The 13,878-nt window shown below is 61.3% G+C and carries 11 protein-coding genes; 7 read left to right on the top strand and 4 right to left on the bottom strand.

The genetic code is table 11. From position 1 onward, the window contains the following. The first annotated feature begins 59 nt into the window (after positions 1-59). Together rd and MRX98_RS14000 are read left to right on the top strand one after the other, a co-directional pair. Complete coding sequence (gene rd / locus MRX98_RS14005) at positions 60-221, top strand: rubredoxin (protein WP_246910430.1); 162 nt, start codon at positions 60-62, stop codon at positions 219-221. Between the two features lie 15 nt (positions 222-236). Beyond that, the gene (locus tag MRX98_RS14000) at positions 237-1,415 is read left to right on the top strand and encodes an FprA family A-type flavoprotein (RefSeq protein ID WP_246910427.1); all 1,179 of its coding nucleotides are present in this window, start codon (positions 237-239) and stop codon (positions 1,413-1,415) included. Positions 1,416-1,605: 190 nt separating this feature from the next. On the opposite strand, the gene MRX98_RS13995 is transcribed toward MRX98_RS14000, so the two are convergent. Further along, positions 1,606-2,544 (bottom strand): bile acid:sodium symporter family protein, encoded by a 939-nt coding sequence (locus tag MRX98_RS13995; RefSeq protein ID WP_246910424.1) that lies wholly within the window; start codon positions 2,542-2,544, stop codon positions 1,606-1,608. A 431-nt stretch (positions 2,545-2,975) separates the two neighbouring features. Between MRX98_RS13995 and MRX98_RS13990 the strand changes: the two genes are divergently transcribed. The 4 genes from MRX98_RS13990 to mnmL all read left to right on the top strand — a co-directional run bounded on the left by MRX98_RS13990 (position 2,976) and on the right by mnmL (position 6,563). Next, positions 2,976-3,908: a sigma-54 interaction domain-containing protein gene (locus tag MRX98_RS13990; protein ID WP_246910420.1), complete on the top strand. Its 933-nt coding sequence runs from the start codon at positions 2,976-2,978 to the stop codon at positions 3,906-3,908. A gap of 325 nt (positions 3,909-4,233) precedes the next feature. Further along, positions 4,234-4,512: a DUF3467 domain-containing protein gene (locus MRX98_RS13985; RefSeq protein ID WP_246910407.1), complete on the top strand. Its 279-nt coding sequence runs from the start codon at positions 4,234-4,236 to the stop codon at positions 4,510-4,512. A 193-nt stretch (positions 4,513-4,705) separates the two neighbouring features. Next, entirely contained in the window at positions 4,706-5,569 is an 864-nt protein-coding gene (locus tag MRX98_RS13980) for a hypothetical protein (protein WP_246910404.1), read from the top strand. A 10-nt stretch (positions 5,570-5,579) separates the two neighbouring features. Continuing rightward, positions 5,580-6,563: a tRNA modification radical SAM protein MnmL/YtqA gene (mnmL, locus tag MRX98_RS13975; protein WP_246910401.1), complete on the top strand. Its 984-nt coding sequence runs from the start codon at positions 5,580-5,582 to the stop codon at positions 6,561-6,563. Positions 6,564-6,658: 95 nt separating this feature from the next. On the opposite strand, the gene MRX98_RS13970 is transcribed toward mnmL, so the two are convergent. Continuing rightward, positions 6,659-6,862 (bottom strand): cold-shock protein, encoded by a 204-nt coding sequence (locus MRX98_RS13970; RefSeq protein WP_246910398.1) that lies wholly within the window; start codon positions 6,860-6,862, stop codon positions 6,659-6,661. A 370-nt stretch (positions 6,863-7,232) separates the two neighbouring features. Here MRX98_RS13970 and MRX98_RS13965 point away from each other — a divergent pair, with 370 nt between their 5' ends. Continuing rightward, on the top strand, positions 7,233-7,721 hold the full coding sequence (locus MRX98_RS13965; protein WP_246910395.1) for a CBS domain-containing protein: 489 nt from the start codon (positions 7,233-7,235) through the stop codon (positions 7,719-7,721). On the opposite strand, the gene MRX98_RS13960 is transcribed toward MRX98_RS13965, so the two are convergent. Together MRX98_RS13960 and MRX98_RS13955 are read right to left on the bottom strand one after the other, a co-directional pair. After that, the gene (locus MRX98_RS13960; protein ID WP_246910369.1) at positions 7,718-9,361 is read right to left on the bottom strand and encodes an NAD+ synthase; all 1,644 of its coding nucleotides are present in this window, start codon (positions 9,359-9,361) and stop codon (positions 7,718-7,720) included. The two genes, MRX98_RS13965 and MRX98_RS13960, sit on opposite strands and share 4 nt — an antisense overlap. Positions 9,362-9,581: 220 nt before the next feature. Next, complete coding sequence (locus MRX98_RS13955; RefSeq protein WP_246910353.1) at positions 9,582-13,871, bottom strand: glycoside hydrolase family 6 protein; 4,290 nt, start codon at positions 13,869-13,871, stop codon at positions 9,582-9,584. Between the last annotated feature and the right edge of the window lie 7 nt (positions 13,872-13,878).

Below are 13,878 nucleotides of genomic sequence, written 5' to 3'. Positions count from 1 at the left end.
GGAGCGGCGGCCTGACGGCACCTCATCCCCTGTATCTTTCTCTGGAAAAGGAGCCGACCATGGACCAATGGCGTTGTATCCCCTGCGACTATATTTATGATCCCGCCGAAGGGGATCCGGAGGGCGGCATCGCCCCCGGCACCGCCTTCGAGGATCTGCCGGACGACTGGGAGTGCCCCGTCTGCGGCGTGGGCAAGGAAGAGTTCGAAAAAGAGACCTGAAACGGAGGTGGCATCATGCACAAACGCACCATCAAAGACCGCATTCACTGGATCGGCGCCGTGGATTGGAACCGGCGCCTGTTCGATTCCCTCATACCGCTGCCCGACGGCACCACCTACAATGCCTACCTGATCGAAGGCAGTGAAAAAACCGCTCTGCTGGACACCGTGGATCCGCCCCTGGCCGAACCGTGGCTGGCACGTATCGCGGCGGAGCCCAAAATCGACTACATCGTTTCGCACCACGCCGAGCAGGACCACTCCGGCGCTATCGGCCAGGTGCTGGAACGATTCCCGCAAGCCAAGGTGATCACCAGCCCCAAGGCCAAGGCGATGCTCATGGACCTGCTGCACCTCCCGGAAGCGGCCATCGTCACCGTAACCGACGGCGAGACCCTCTCCTTGGGAGACAAAACCCTCCAATTCATCCACACCCCTTGGGTCCATTGGCCCGAAACCATGGTCACCTATGTGCCCGAAGACCAAATTTTGTTCAGCTGCGACTTCTTCGGCTCCCACATCGCCTCCAGCGATTTGTACGTCAACGACACCTGCCGGGTCTATGAAGCCGCCAAGCGCTACTTCGCCGAAATCATGATGCCCTTCCGCGGCACCATCGAGAAAAATATCGCAAAATTGAAGCCCTATGATATCCGGATCATCGCTCCCAGCCACGGCCAGATCTACGATCGGCCCGAGTGGATCATGGAAGCCTACGCGGAATGGGTCTCGGCGCAGCCGCGCAATCTGGTGGTGCTGCCCTACATCTCCATGCACGGCAGCACCCAGCAGATGGTGGATCACCTGATCGACGCCCTTGCGGACCGGGATGTGCGGGTCGAGGCCTACGACCTGGTGGTGACCGATATCGGCAAACTGGCCATCAGCCTGGTGGACGCCGGTACCATCGTGGTGGGCACCCCCACCGTGCTGGCCGGTCCCCACCCGGTGGCCGCCTACGGCACCTTCCTGGCCAACGCCTTGCGGCCCAAAGCCCGTTTTCTATCCATCATCGGCTCCTACGGCTGGGGCGGCAAAACTGTGGAGACCCTTGCCGGCATGATTCCCAATCTCAAAGTGGAGGTGCTCGATCCGGTGCTGTGCAAAGGCCAACCCACGGTCCAAGCCTTCGAAGCCTTGGACCGGCTGGCCGACGCCATTGCAGCCAAACACAAGGAAAACGGCTTCGCCTGAAGCCCCGCATGATATTTTACTGCAGCCGAAGGGGTTGTTTGCATCTCTGCCGGGATGGAAACAACCCCTGGCAGTGACCTGCGCTCCTCATCGTGCAGCGGACGGTGCATCCATCAAAACGATGGTGATGTTGTCGTCGCTGCCGGCATCCAATGCCGCCCCGCGCAAAGCCAATTTCGATCCGGGCCGTTCATCGGCCCTTGCCGGATGACACCGGCAACGCACCGGCGTTGCGGCTCCAAACGGCGGCCGCAATGGATCCGCTGATATTGTGCCACACGCTGAAAATGGCACCCGGAAGAGCGGCCAGGGGAGAGAAATGTTTGAGTGCCAGAGCAACGGCCAAGCCGGAGTTCTGCATGCCCACCTCGATGGCCAGGGTGCGGCAAGTGACCTCATCCCGTCCCAGCAAGCGGGGCAGCAGGTACCCCATGGCCAACCCGAAACCGTTGTGCAGCACCACGGCCAGCAGCAACCAACCGCCCACCTGGCGCAACCGCTGCGCGTTGAGGGCCGCGATAACGGCGATAATCAACACGATCACCACCACCGACAGCAGTGGCAGCAGGGGTTTGATCGGCGTTATCCGCCGCGCCGCCACGCTGTTGATGGCGGTTCCCAGCAGCACAGGCAGCAGCACGATCTGGGCCACGCTGCGCACCATGCCGAGCACGTCCACCGGCACCACCTGACGCAAGTAGAACCAGCTCAGCAGGGGCAGCATGACGACCGCCAACAGGGTGGACACCAGGGTACAGGTGATGGACAAAGCCACATTGCCCCTTGCCAGGTAAGTGATCACATTGCTCGCCGTGCCGCCTGAAGTACTGCCCAGGAGTACCATGCCGGCGATCAAGGCCGGTTCCAGTCCCAACACCACGGCCAAGCCCCAACCGGCCAGCGGCATCACCGTATATTGCAGCAAGGCGGCCAGCCCCACATCCACCGGCCGCCGAAAGACCGAGCGGAAATCGTCCCAAGTCAAGGTCATGCCCATGCAAAACATCACCCCTGCCAGCAGGGGCACGATCCACCCGCCCAGGGCCGTGAAACGGTCGGGCCATGCAATGGCGACGGCGGAGAGCAACACGGCCCAGACCGGCAACAATCGGGTTATCAAACCAATCATGGTAGGCCTTCCAGTGTAAGGGGAAAGAACAAGGGCGGCGGTGCGCTCACCCGGTCAGGCATAACCGCATAACGCAATGAACAGGGCAAGTCAAACGGCGCCGTGCCATCGCCACAATCCCATTTCGCCCCGGCGGGCGACGGAAGGACCGGCATGCCTGCACGGCGGGGCCCTTGCGGCTGGCAACCCGTCCGGCGCCTTCCGCATGGCCGGTTGAGTGCTTGACTTGCCGCAGCAATGTGCTATTGAAAATATAGATCGTGCCCCGATGGTGCCGCACTTGGATCGTCTTTCCGCACTCCTGCCCTGCATGATCTTGTTCCGGCCCTACTGCGTCATGCGTCACATTCGAAGAAGACAACACCTTAACCTGTCAGCAATGGGGGTGCTTCGTGACGGACGGCTGCTTCCACCGAAAAGGACGGCAACGGATGGCATCGCATGATCAAGACGCGCGCATCGTCGGCAGCGGCCAGGAGATGCGGCAGATCAAACGTTACTTGATGCGGGTGGCCGGCGTCGGCTCCACAGTGCTGATCACCGGCGAAACCGGTACCGGCAAAGAGCTGGTGGCCGAGACCATCCATACGGCCAGTACGCGATCCACACAGCCCATGGTGTGTGTCAACTGTGCGGCCATCCCGGACAGCCTGGTGGAAAGCGAGCTGTTCGGCTATTGCAAAGGGGCCTTCACCGGCGCACTGCTGCCCCAGAAAGGCAAGTTTGCCCTGGCGACCCACGGCACCCTCTTTCTGGACGAAATCGGCGAAATGAGCCCCCATGCCCAGGCCAAGATCTTGCGCAGCATAGAAAGCAACACCATTTTTCCCCTGGGCGCCAGGCGCGCCGTTCAATTGGACGTGCGCATCATCGCCGCCACCAATCGCGACCCGGAAGCCCTCGTGGCGGAAGGGCTCTTTCGTCGCGATCTTTACTACCGGCTCAATGTGGCCCATATCCATCTGCCGCCCCTGCGGGAACGCAAAGAGGACATCCCCCAACTTGTGGATATGGCCATCACCCGGCTCAACCGGCGCCTGACACGCGACATCCATGCGTTCTCCAACGAGGCGCTGGCGGCTTTGGTGCAATACAACTGGCCCGGCAATGTGCGGGAGTTGAACAATCTGATCGAAGCCTGCTTTCTGCAATGCGAAACCAAGCGGATCGAATTCGTCGATTTGCCGCCGGCATTCACCAAACGGTTGCACTTCGGCGACGGCGATGATGAAAGATCACGCCTGATGGCCGCCCTGCAAAGCACCCGTTGGAACAAGAGCGAAGCGGCCCGTCGCCTCCAGTGGAGCCGCATGCGAATCTACCGCTCCATGAAACGCTACAACATATCCCCGACCCCCGTCTGACGCGCAGCAAGGGTTGCACGCCGAAAACGCAATGATCCATGCGCCAAACCGGTGGTCTCTGCCAATCGCCCCTGCCCGACCCAATCGCGCCTTTCATGTGCGCGCACCTCATGGCGTGACATTGTTACACCCGTTGTTACATCGGTAGCGGGCAAGCGTTACAGGTAGGCGTTACACCCCCGCCATCCCCCGGCCGGAAGATCCACTTGAAAAAAAACAACCCACTGAAATATTGCGTTTTTCATACCGTTGGCGCCAATGGCATTCTCCTTGCTGTCTGGTCTTGAAACAACGTCAATGCATTAGGCCGGGCAGCGAGGTGACCATGGCGGGCAAGCGCAAAGCATCGGGCATCGAAGAACCCATCGAAGGCAAATATGTCAACTATTTCAAGGTGGGCTTCAACGCCGATGTGTTCGTCTTCGATCAATTTCAGGTGTTCGGCGACGATCCCCACGCCTGCACGGAAGCCCACATCGCCCGGTGCCCGCGGATCCGCACCATCGCCAGCCCCATGGACGCCAAACAGTTGCTGCAACAACTGGCCGCCGCCGTGGCTGAATACGAAAAGACCCACGGTGATATTCCCGCATTAAAAGCGTAACGCCCCTGCCAAGCCCCCAGCGTGGTGCATGCCGGACCCGTCGTGTGGCGCCCGGCACGCCGCATGAATACGCCGCAATCGACGTGACAGGCCGCTTTGCCTGTGTTAGGAATTTGCCTTTGGCACTTGGACAACGGCAACCGTAAAACCACGACAAAGGCAGGCACATCCCGTGGAAGGGCGACAGCCACAGATGGAACCGGTTCCCGGCGGCGTCTACCTGTGCCAGGTGAACGAGACGGTCTCCTGCGGCGCCTGTTGCGGTCTTTACAATGTGGCCGATCCCTCCAGGGCCAATCTGAACCGTTTGCTCACCCGGCGTACCGAGACATTTGCCACACTGCCGCGCACCGTGGCGGCCATGGATGATTTCTCACACAGGGTGCAGGATCGGGAGTGCGACAAACGCCCCTTTCCCGATTTTCACCATTGCCCTTTCATCGGGCTGATCGGTCCCCGTCGCAGCAGGGTGGGGTGTTTGCTCCACCCGCTGGCCGAAGGCAACAACGGCATCGATTGGCGGGGATTGAGCTTTTATGGCGGCCTGGCCTGCCACAGCTATTTCTGCCCGGCGACCCGCACGCTGCCGGCGCGTTACAAGCAGTTGCTGCGCCTTGTGGCGCAGGATTGGTATTTGTACGGCATGGTGGTCACCGAAGCCGATCTGGTGGCGGCCATGTTGCAATGGATAGAGCAGCGCACAGGCACCCTCCTGGAGCCCTCCCGGGCGATGGGCCGGCCGGAGGCGCGGCGGCGGTTGACGGAGCTGCTGGACCTGAAGCTGGATTGGCCCTTTCGGCCCAGCGGGCACGATACGCCATGCCACAACTTCTTTTCCGACCCGCCGCACCGCCGACCGTCCATCGACTATCGAGGCCTGGGGGTTGCGCCGTCGCCCCTGGATACCATGTTGCGCGAACTGGTCTGCGCCTTCGACACGCCGGCCGATTTGCGGCACGCGGAACTGCTGTTGCAAGACCGCTTGACGGCCGCGGCCCGGGCGCTGATGGACGCACCGACCGCCTCACCCAATGCCATGAAGGCGAAGACACGGTAAGGCACCGCCAATGCCCCGATCCAACCCCGTTCCCCGGCGTTACTACGATTTGAACACCTATTTCCGTCGCTGTTTCGGCGAACGGGTGCACAAATTGAGCGTGGATGCCGGCTTGACCTGCCCCAACCGGGACGGCACCAAGGGCAGCGGAGGGTGCATCTACTGCAATGCGCGCGGCTCCGGCACCGGCGCCCACGCCCGCGGCCTATCCATCTCGGAACAATTGCTGGCCGCGAAAACCGCCGTGGTGCGCCGCTTCAAAGCCCACCGGTATTTGGCTTACTTCCAATCCTTTTCCAACACCTATGCCCCGATCGACCGTTTGCAAGCCATGTACGACGAGGCGCTGGCGGTTCCCGATGTGGTGGGGCTGGCGGTGGGCACGCGGCCCGACTGCGTGGATGAGGCAGTGCTGAACCTGCTGGCCGGGTATGCGCAACATCACATGGTGTGGATCGAGTACGGCCTGCAATCGGCCCACGATACCACCCTGGCCCGCATCCACCGAGGGCATGACGCTGCGACCTTCGAGCGGGCGGTCCGCACCACCGCCGGCCGCGGCATCTCGATTTGCGCCCACATCATCCTGGGGCTGCCCGGAGAAGGTCGCGCCGACATGCTGGCCACTGCGGACTATGTCGGCCGCTTGCCCATCGACGGCATCAAGTTGCACCTGCTTTACGTGGTTGCAGGCACCCCCATGGCCGCGCTTTACGCAGCAGGCGACTATCGACCCTTGAGCCAATCGGCCTATGTGGACCTGGTTTGTGATGTGTTGGAGCGGCTACCGTCCGGGATGGTGATCCAACGCCTTACGGGCGATCCTCGTCCCAGCGAACTACTGGCGCCCCGTTGGGCCCTGCGCAAACCTGAAACGTATCAACGGATTCAGACGCGTCTGGTACAAAGGGACAGTTGGCAGGGCAAGGCGTTGGGGGCCCCGCCGGCCTTCCGGCAAAACCAGGGACCGGCCCGAAGGCCGGCGCGGCAGTGAACCGGAGTGCCCGAAAAGGCGCAGTGGCCCAACAAAAAAAAAGGGCATCTTCCCCTGGTCGGGGAAAATGCCCTTGGACGCATTCGAAATCGAAACTAACGAATGGTCACGTTGACGGCCGACGGGCCCTTGGGGCCTTGCTGGATATCGAACGATACCTGGTCGCCTTCATTGAGTGACCTGAAACCGGTTGAATTGATACCGGAATGATGGACGAAAACATCCGGACCACCGGCTTCCTGCTCGATGAAGCCGTAGCCTTTGCTGCTGTTAAACCACTTTACTGTTCCACTTGGCATAGTAACATCCTCCTTTCATAAAGTTCCCAAAGCTTCCGACTTGAGGATGTCACTGCGTATATGCCTGACTTTCCTTAAGCGCGAAACCGCCCGCCAATTAAGATCGGGCCTTGATTGATTGAAAGGCAGTGTAACATCTTTCAGCTCAAAATCAAGCGGTTTGTGAGGATTGTTAAAAAAAAGAGGCCCCCCATGATAACGCCAAGCCCCCTGGTTGGAAGAAGGACCCGGTTTCGCACGATCTGCGACACGATTTGTTTTACATACAGATACAAATGGTTATAGTGTTCCCCAAACGCCTGTGATCGCCCTCGCCGAACATCGGGGGTGACCAGGTGCCGCCGCCAACCGCTCAAAGAAGGAGCGTCCCATGAAAACCGCCGAAGACATTCTCAACGATAAACGACCCTTTAAAATCATCACCATCGCCCCGGATCAAACCGTCGCCGCGGCCATCCAACGCATGAACCAAGCCAACATCGGTGCCATTCTAGTCGAAGACCAGGGCGAAATGCTGGGCATCTGGACCGAACGGGATTTGCTGCGCGCCATGGCCCAACCCGACTTCGATCCTCGCCACGCCCCCATCGGCGATCACATGACCACCCAACTGCACAGCGCCGCCCATGACACCGAAGTGGTGCGCCTGGAGGAGATGTTTCTGGGGCTGTTCATCCGCCACATTCTGATCCGCAAGGCGGACCACTACATCGGCCTGCTTTCCATCGGTGACGTGCTGCGGGCCAGCTTGCTGGAAAAAGATCGCCGGATTCGCGAACTCAACTCTATTGCCAGTTGGCAATATTATGAAAATTGGGGCTGGGATCGTAAAAAAGCGGTTTCCAAAAAAACGGATTAATCGACGGTGGTGAAACGCTTGGCCACGGGGTACCGGCGGCCTTCGCCGAAGGCCTTGGCGGTCACCTTGAGGCAGGGCGCCGCTTGATGGCGCTTGTATTCGTTGCGTTCCACCAGCGCGATCACCTCTGCCACAGTGCGCGGATCGTGGCCGGCCGCCACCAGCGCGTCCAGGGATTGCAACTGTTCGATGTAGCCTTCGAGAATAGCGTCCAGCACTCCATAGGGCGGCAAATCGTCCTGATCGGTCTGATCGGGGCGCAGTTCGGCCGACGGCGCCTTTTGTAGAATGCGCCGGGGAATCAGCTCCTGCTCCTGGTTGAGCATGTGGCAAATGTCGTACACCAGCGTCTTGTAAACATCGGAAATGACCGCCAAGCCGCCGTTCATATCCCCGTAAAGGGTGCAATACCCCACGGCCAATTCGCTTTTGTTGCCGGTGGAAAGTACCAGGCAGCCGTCGCGGTTGGAAATCCCCATGAGCAGGGTGCCGCGCACACGGGCTTGAATGTTCTGCTCGGTGACCGTCGGTGAACCCCGGTCGGCGTCGGACAGCAACACTTTGACGAAGGCTTCGTAGAGTACGTCGATGGGAATGACGCTGTAGCCGATGCCCAAATTGCGTGCCAGGGCGCGGGTGTCCTCGTAATTGTCCGGCGAAGTGTGGCGCGACGGCATGAAGACCGTGTCCACGTTCTCCGGCCCCAGGGCCCGGGCCGCGACGCAGGCCACCAGGGCCGAATCGATCCCCCCGGAGGAGCCCACCACCGCCCGGCCGATGCCGCACTTGCGCAGGTAGTCCCGGGTGCCCATGACCAGGGCTCGAAAAACGGCACGGGTATCCGGCGTGGTGACGGCGTGCATCTCCCCGCACCCCTCGACGGTGTCATATATTACTCGGTCTTCCTCGAAATCCGCGCAGCGCGCCATCGGTTCGCCTTGGGGGCTGAACACCACGCCGGCGCCGTCGAACAGGATGTGATCGTTGCCGCCCACCTGGTTGGCGAACACCACCGGCACCTTGTGTTTGCGGGCCATCTTGGCAAGCAGCCCTTCGCGAAAGGCCCGCTTGCCCCGCGCAAAGGGCGATGCGGCGATATTGATCAGCAAATCCATGCCGTCCGCGGCCAACTGCTCCACCGGATCCAGGGCGTAGAGCCTGCGCCGAAACACGTCCTTGTCGTTCCAGGCATCCTCGCAAATGGTCAAGCCGATGCGCTGGCCTTTGTACGCCACAGGGCGGCTGGAAGGACCGGGTTCGAAATAGCGCTGTTCGTCGAACACATCATAGCTGGGCAGCAGTTGTTTGTGCACCTGGTGCAGAACGCGGCCCTCTTCGAACAGCACTGCGCTGTTGAACAAGGGTTTGCCCGCCTCGCTCGTGTTACGGGTCACCAGGCCGCAAACCACCCCGATGCCGCGCACGGTTTGCACCAACCGATCCAGACAGCGTTGATTGGCATCCACGAAGATCTGCTGCTCCAGCAGATCCCTGGGCGGGTAGCCGCACAGGGCCAGCTCGGGAAAAACAGCCAAATCGGCGCCGGCGGCCGCAGCCTGACCGCAGGCGTCGACGATCCGTTCGAATTGCCCCTTGAAATCGCTGATCAGCGGATTGATTTGAATGACGGCGATCTTCATGACGACTTTCCTTGGTTTCCGGTTGCCAGGACAAAGCCCATAACATACCGCAACCAACACCCAAATGCCATGGACAATTGCCGGCAACACGCACCGGCCACCTTGCACCGTGCGACTTGATACCATCCAACACCAAATCGAAAAAACGAATCAACAAAACAACACCGGCCATCGCCCTGGGGCGATGACCGGTGCTTTTTATTGCGTTTATTGTCAACTGCTATTGGGCCATGTTCTGCAACACGAACGGTCCGTGGCCCTTGAAGTCGTCATCGGTCCAGTTGCCGTAGGCATCGGCGCCGGGCACCAGGATGGAGGTGGTCTCATCCTTGTCGGCCAGGTTCCAGGCGGCCCAACTGATGTTGCGGGCGTTCATCCAGTCGATCCACTGCCGGGCGGCATTGAGATCCAGGCTGCCGTTGAGCCCGCCGGTATAATCCGAAGCACCCCATTCGCTGACGAAAATGGCAATGCCGCGCTGCATGGCCCGATCGGCGCTGTCCCGCAACCACTGGCCGTGGGATGCGGCGTAGAAGTGAAGGGTGTACATGATGTTGTCCGCCGCGATGGGATCAGCCGCCGCCTGTTCGGGCAATTGACACCATTGGGGGGTGGCCACCAGGATGATGTTGTCCGGGTCGATGCGGCGAATGGCGGATATGACCTGCTCTGAATAGGGCTTGACCACGCCGCTCCAACTGACTTGTTCCGGTTCGTTGAAAATTTCGTAAAGCACATTGGGCGTATAACCGAAACGGGTGGCCATCTCCTCGAAAAAGGCCCGGGCTTGGGGCAAATGCTGGTGGGCGTTGTGGTCATGCCAATCGATGATCACATAGATGCCCAGGTCGATGCAGGCCTGCACCGCTTCAATGACCTTGGCCTTATTGAACTCCGGCGCGTCGAGGTAGTGCCCCTCGGGCTCCACGCCCATGGCGACCCGAAAAAGGGTCATGCCCTTGTTATGCACCAACCACTCGATGGACTGACGGTTGATCACTTCTGGGTACCACGCCACCCAGTGGGTGCTCATCCCCTTGAGTTGCACAGGGTCGCCGAACTGATTGACCAATTGATTGCCGACCACCTGCAATTGCCCATGCCGGCCGACAAAGGTGTCGCCTGCAGGATCCACCGGATCGGGATCGGGCGGGATGACCGTGCCGCTGAGCGGCGGATAGGCGTTGCGCACCAGCATCTCGAACTGCTCGGGGAACCAGCGTCCGGCATGCGGTGCGTTGGGCAGCGCATTGGTGCCGTATGCGTTGTTGTAACGGTTTTGGGCGAAGGGATCGCACATGGCGTCGAACCGTTTGTTCGGGTCGTTGGGATCGATCACCCCGGCCGAGGCCACTCCGTCGGACTCTCCCGGCGGTTTGACCCACACGTAGGCATCGATGCCCGGCGCCGGGTTGGCCTGGGGACGCAGCCCGATACCCGCCCCGGCCTGGTTGCACCAGCCACCGCGGTGGGGACGCCGGTCCACACGGGTTTGGTCCACGTAGGTGTTCAGGTTGTTGGAACCGCTCACGCCGCCGGGACGGTCCTCGCCGCCCCAGCCGTTGCGCGATGTGTCGATCAGCATGCCGATGCTCGACGGCAGGCCCGCGTTGACAAAGGCGGTGCGCAGCGCCCGGGCGAAACGCAATTCGTCAAAGTAGGGGTTCCACTCATAAAAATCGGCCGCCTTGACCGGTTGCCCGCCCACCTGCAGCTCGGGGTTGGTCAGATACACTTCGGTGGTGGGGGTGTAGTTGGCCGTGTTGGTGATAAAACCGCTGATGCTGTTGAGCCCCGCGTTGGTGCCCCGCAGCATCTGCACGTACTGCTGCACGGTCGGCTGGAAGTTGCTGTCCCAGCCCAACCAGCCCGAATGGGCGATGTCCAGATACATGTAAACGTTGCCGATGGGCTGCAGCTTGTCGATGGCGTACTGGATGCCCTGCACGTAGGCCCCCGTGGCGTTGGCTTCCGCGCACATGGGCGTGTCCAGGTTGGTCACCAGGTTGGGCAGCGAATCGGGCTCGATGATCGCCACGATGCGCAAGTCGCGGTACTTGGGATCGGCCAGAATCGCCGCGATGGGATCGATGTACTCAGTGGGGTACCGCTGCATGCCGTTTTGGGCCACCAGCAGCTCGCCGTTGGAGGCCAGGGCCGCGCAGTCCCGGTTGGGCAAGTTGTAAACCACCACTTGCACGGTCACGGGACGGCCGGCCTTTTGCTGCGCCAACGCCTCGTCCAGATGGTCGCGCAGACCCATGGCACCGCCGGCACCCGCGATGGCCGCGATGCGATCCAGCCACACCGCCGTCGGATACTCGGCCACCCGCGCCATGGCTGCACCCAAAGCACCGCCGGTGGCGTTGGCTTGCTGGTAGACCTTATCCGCGTAATCCGGATTGATATAGGCATCGGCGCCCACGAACGGGTTGTCCACCCGGGTGCCCGGATCGACGGGGTCCACGGGGTCCACAGGGTCCACAGGGTCCACAGGGTCTACCGGGTCTACCGGGTCTACCGGATCCACCGGGTCCGTGGTTTGCCCGTCGCTGCAAACAACGCCGTTGAGGGTAAACCGCACGGGAGTGGCGTTGGTGCCTGAATGGTTGGCCTGAAAGCCGAAGGTGGCCTTACCGCCGTTGGACCGCAAGATGCCGTTCCAATGGCCGGCCGGATTGCCGGCGGTTACATTGACACCCGCCTGGGTCACGTTGGCATTCCAGCCACCGGTGATCTGCTGACCGTCGGCAAAGTGCCACGCCAGCGTCCAGCCGTCGATAACCGCAGCCGTATTGTTGGTGACGGTCACATCGGCAGTGAACCCACTGTTCCACTGGTTGGCCACGGCATAGTCCACTGTGCAAGCACCAGTGGGCGTACCCGGATCAACCGGGTCCACGGGGTCCACCGGGTCCACCGGATCAACCGGGTCCACCGGGTCCACCGGATCAACCGGGTCCACGGGAACCACCGGGTCGTCCACTGCTCCGCCGCACACCTGGCCGTTGAGGCGAAACACCGTGGGCACCGGATTCCGGCCGCCATCAAAGGTACCCTGGAAACCGAAACGCACCGCACCATCGTTTGCACCGATGGTGCCGTTCCAGTTGGCCCCTGTATTGGCAACGCTCACAGTGGTGCCCTCTTGACCGAAGGTGGCATTCCAACCACCGGCCACACGTTGACCGGCACCGAAATCCCAAGTCAATGTATACCCCGTGATGGGCGCCGCGGCGTGGTTGACAATCTCCACATCGGCCGTAAACCCGTTGTTCCACTGACTGGCGATGGTGTAGTTGACCGTGCAGGCCGCCGTCGGCGTGCCCGGATCCACTGGATCCACTGGGTCCACCGGGTTCACGGGGTCCACAGGGTCCACCGGATCTACAGGGTCCACCGGATCCACCGGATCCACGGGACCGCCCATGAACACCGTCGCCGGCTGCGCGGTGTTGCGGATACCGTAGGTGCTGTTGATCAAAAAGTCACCCCAGGGAGAAAGGCTGTTGACGTTGAAACCGTAAGTAATGTCCAGCGACTCGGCGCCGCCGCTGTTGCCGGACCAGGACCAGCCCAGGTAACCGACCCCGTAGCGGTCGGCCAGCTCAAGGATCGATGCCACATCCACCGCTTGACCGAAATGGTCGGCACCGAACTCTCCCACCACCAGCGGCAACCGGTGCTGGTTGACAAAGGTGGAAAGGTAATGGTCGATGGTGCTGCGCTGCCCATATACTTCGTACATGTGCACACTGAACACGATGTTCTTCAGTGGATCGGCGGCAAAAACGGCAGGGGCGTTGTCGAGCATGATCCGCTCCCAATCCTGTCCCCAGTTGGCCGCATCCACCATAAGGGTGTGGGTGAATCCGGCGTTGCGCAGCCGCTGGATCGCTTCGATGTGGATTTGCGTCCAGGTGGCCGGCGGCACGTTGTTGCCCAGCGGCTCGTTGCCGATGTTGATGATCACGAAATCTTCCTGCCCCTTGAGCACGTCGCCGATGGAGATCCAGTAATCCACCGCCGTAGACAGCGGCGCGGCTTCCTGCTTTTCCGGATAACCGGTCACATCGTGCACTTCCAGCACGGCGATCATGTTTGGGGCTTTGAGCCGGGTAATGAGGTCCGCCACTTCCGCCGCCGGCGTGGGGCCCCATTGATGGCCGTTGCCCAGCACCATCCGCACCGCATTGGCGCCGATGGCAGCGATGTCCTGAATCGCTTGGGGCGTGCGGTGCGTGTACCAGACATGGGGATGGTTCACCCCCCGCATCACAAAGGGCACCCCGTGACCGTCGAGCAGTTGGCCGTCGGCGACATGAAAGCCGATGGGGGAACCCGTGTCCCCAGGATCAGGGTCCGGCGTCGGTGCCGGATCAGGCGGTGTTACGGTGCTGCCGCCGCCGCCAATGACATCACGTGGATCGCATCCCTGACCGACCATGCCGATAAACGCCAGCAGCAGGATCAAAACCAGTAGGGAAAAATGTTTGTGTCTGCTTCTCATCTTGCCT

This window comes from Desulfatitalea alkaliphila, assembly GCF_022968795.1.
Lineage (GTDB): Bacteria > Desulfobacterota > Desulfobacteria > Desulfobacterales > Desulfosarcinaceae > Desulfatitalea > Desulfatitalea alkaliphila.
The sequence above is the reverse complement of the archived record's forward strand: the minus strand, read 5'-3'. Positions and strand labels throughout refer to the sequence as shown.

Coding starts and splice junctions, on each gene's coding strand:
- MRX98_RS13995 (WP_246910424.1), bottom strand. CDS start 2,544: ATGATTGGTTTGATAACCCGATTGTTGCCGGTCTGGGCCGTGTTGCTC.
- MRX98_RS13990 (WP_246910420.1), top strand. CDS start 2,976: ATGGCATCGCATGATCAAGACGCGCGCATCGTCGGCAGCGGCCAGGAG.
- MRX98_RS13960 (WP_246910369.1), bottom strand. CDS start 9,361: ATGAAGATCGCCGTCATTCAAATCAATCCGCTGATCAGCGATTTCAAG.
- MRX98_RS14000 (WP_246910427.1), top strand. CDS start 237: ATGCACAAACGCACCATCAAAGACCGCATTCACTGGATCGGCGCCGTG.
- MRX98_RS13970 (WP_246910398.1), bottom strand. CDS start 6,862: ATGCCAAGTGGAACAGTAAAGTGGTTTAACAGCAGCAAAGGCTACGGC.
- MRX98_RS13980 (WP_246910404.1), top strand. CDS start 4,706: ATGGAACCGGTTCCCGGCGGCGTCTACCTGTGCCAGGTGAACGAGACG.
- mnmL (WP_246910401.1), top strand. CDS start 5,580: ATGCCCCGATCCAACCCCGTTCCCCGGCGTTACTACGATTTGAACACC.
- MRX98_RS13985 (WP_246910407.1), top strand. CDS start 4,234: ATGGCGGGCAAGCGCAAAGCATCGGGCATCGAAGAACCCATCGAAGGC.
- MRX98_RS13955 (WP_246910353.1), bottom strand. CDS start 13,871: ATGAGAAGCAGACACAAACATTTTTCCCTACTGGTTTTGATCCTGCTG.
- rd (WP_246910430.1), top strand. CDS start 60: ATGGACCAATGGCGTTGTATCCCCTGCGACTATATTTATGATCCCGCC.
- MRX98_RS13965 (WP_246910395.1), top strand. CDS start 7,233: ATGAAAACCGCCGAAGACATTCTCAACGATAAACGACCCTTTAAAATC.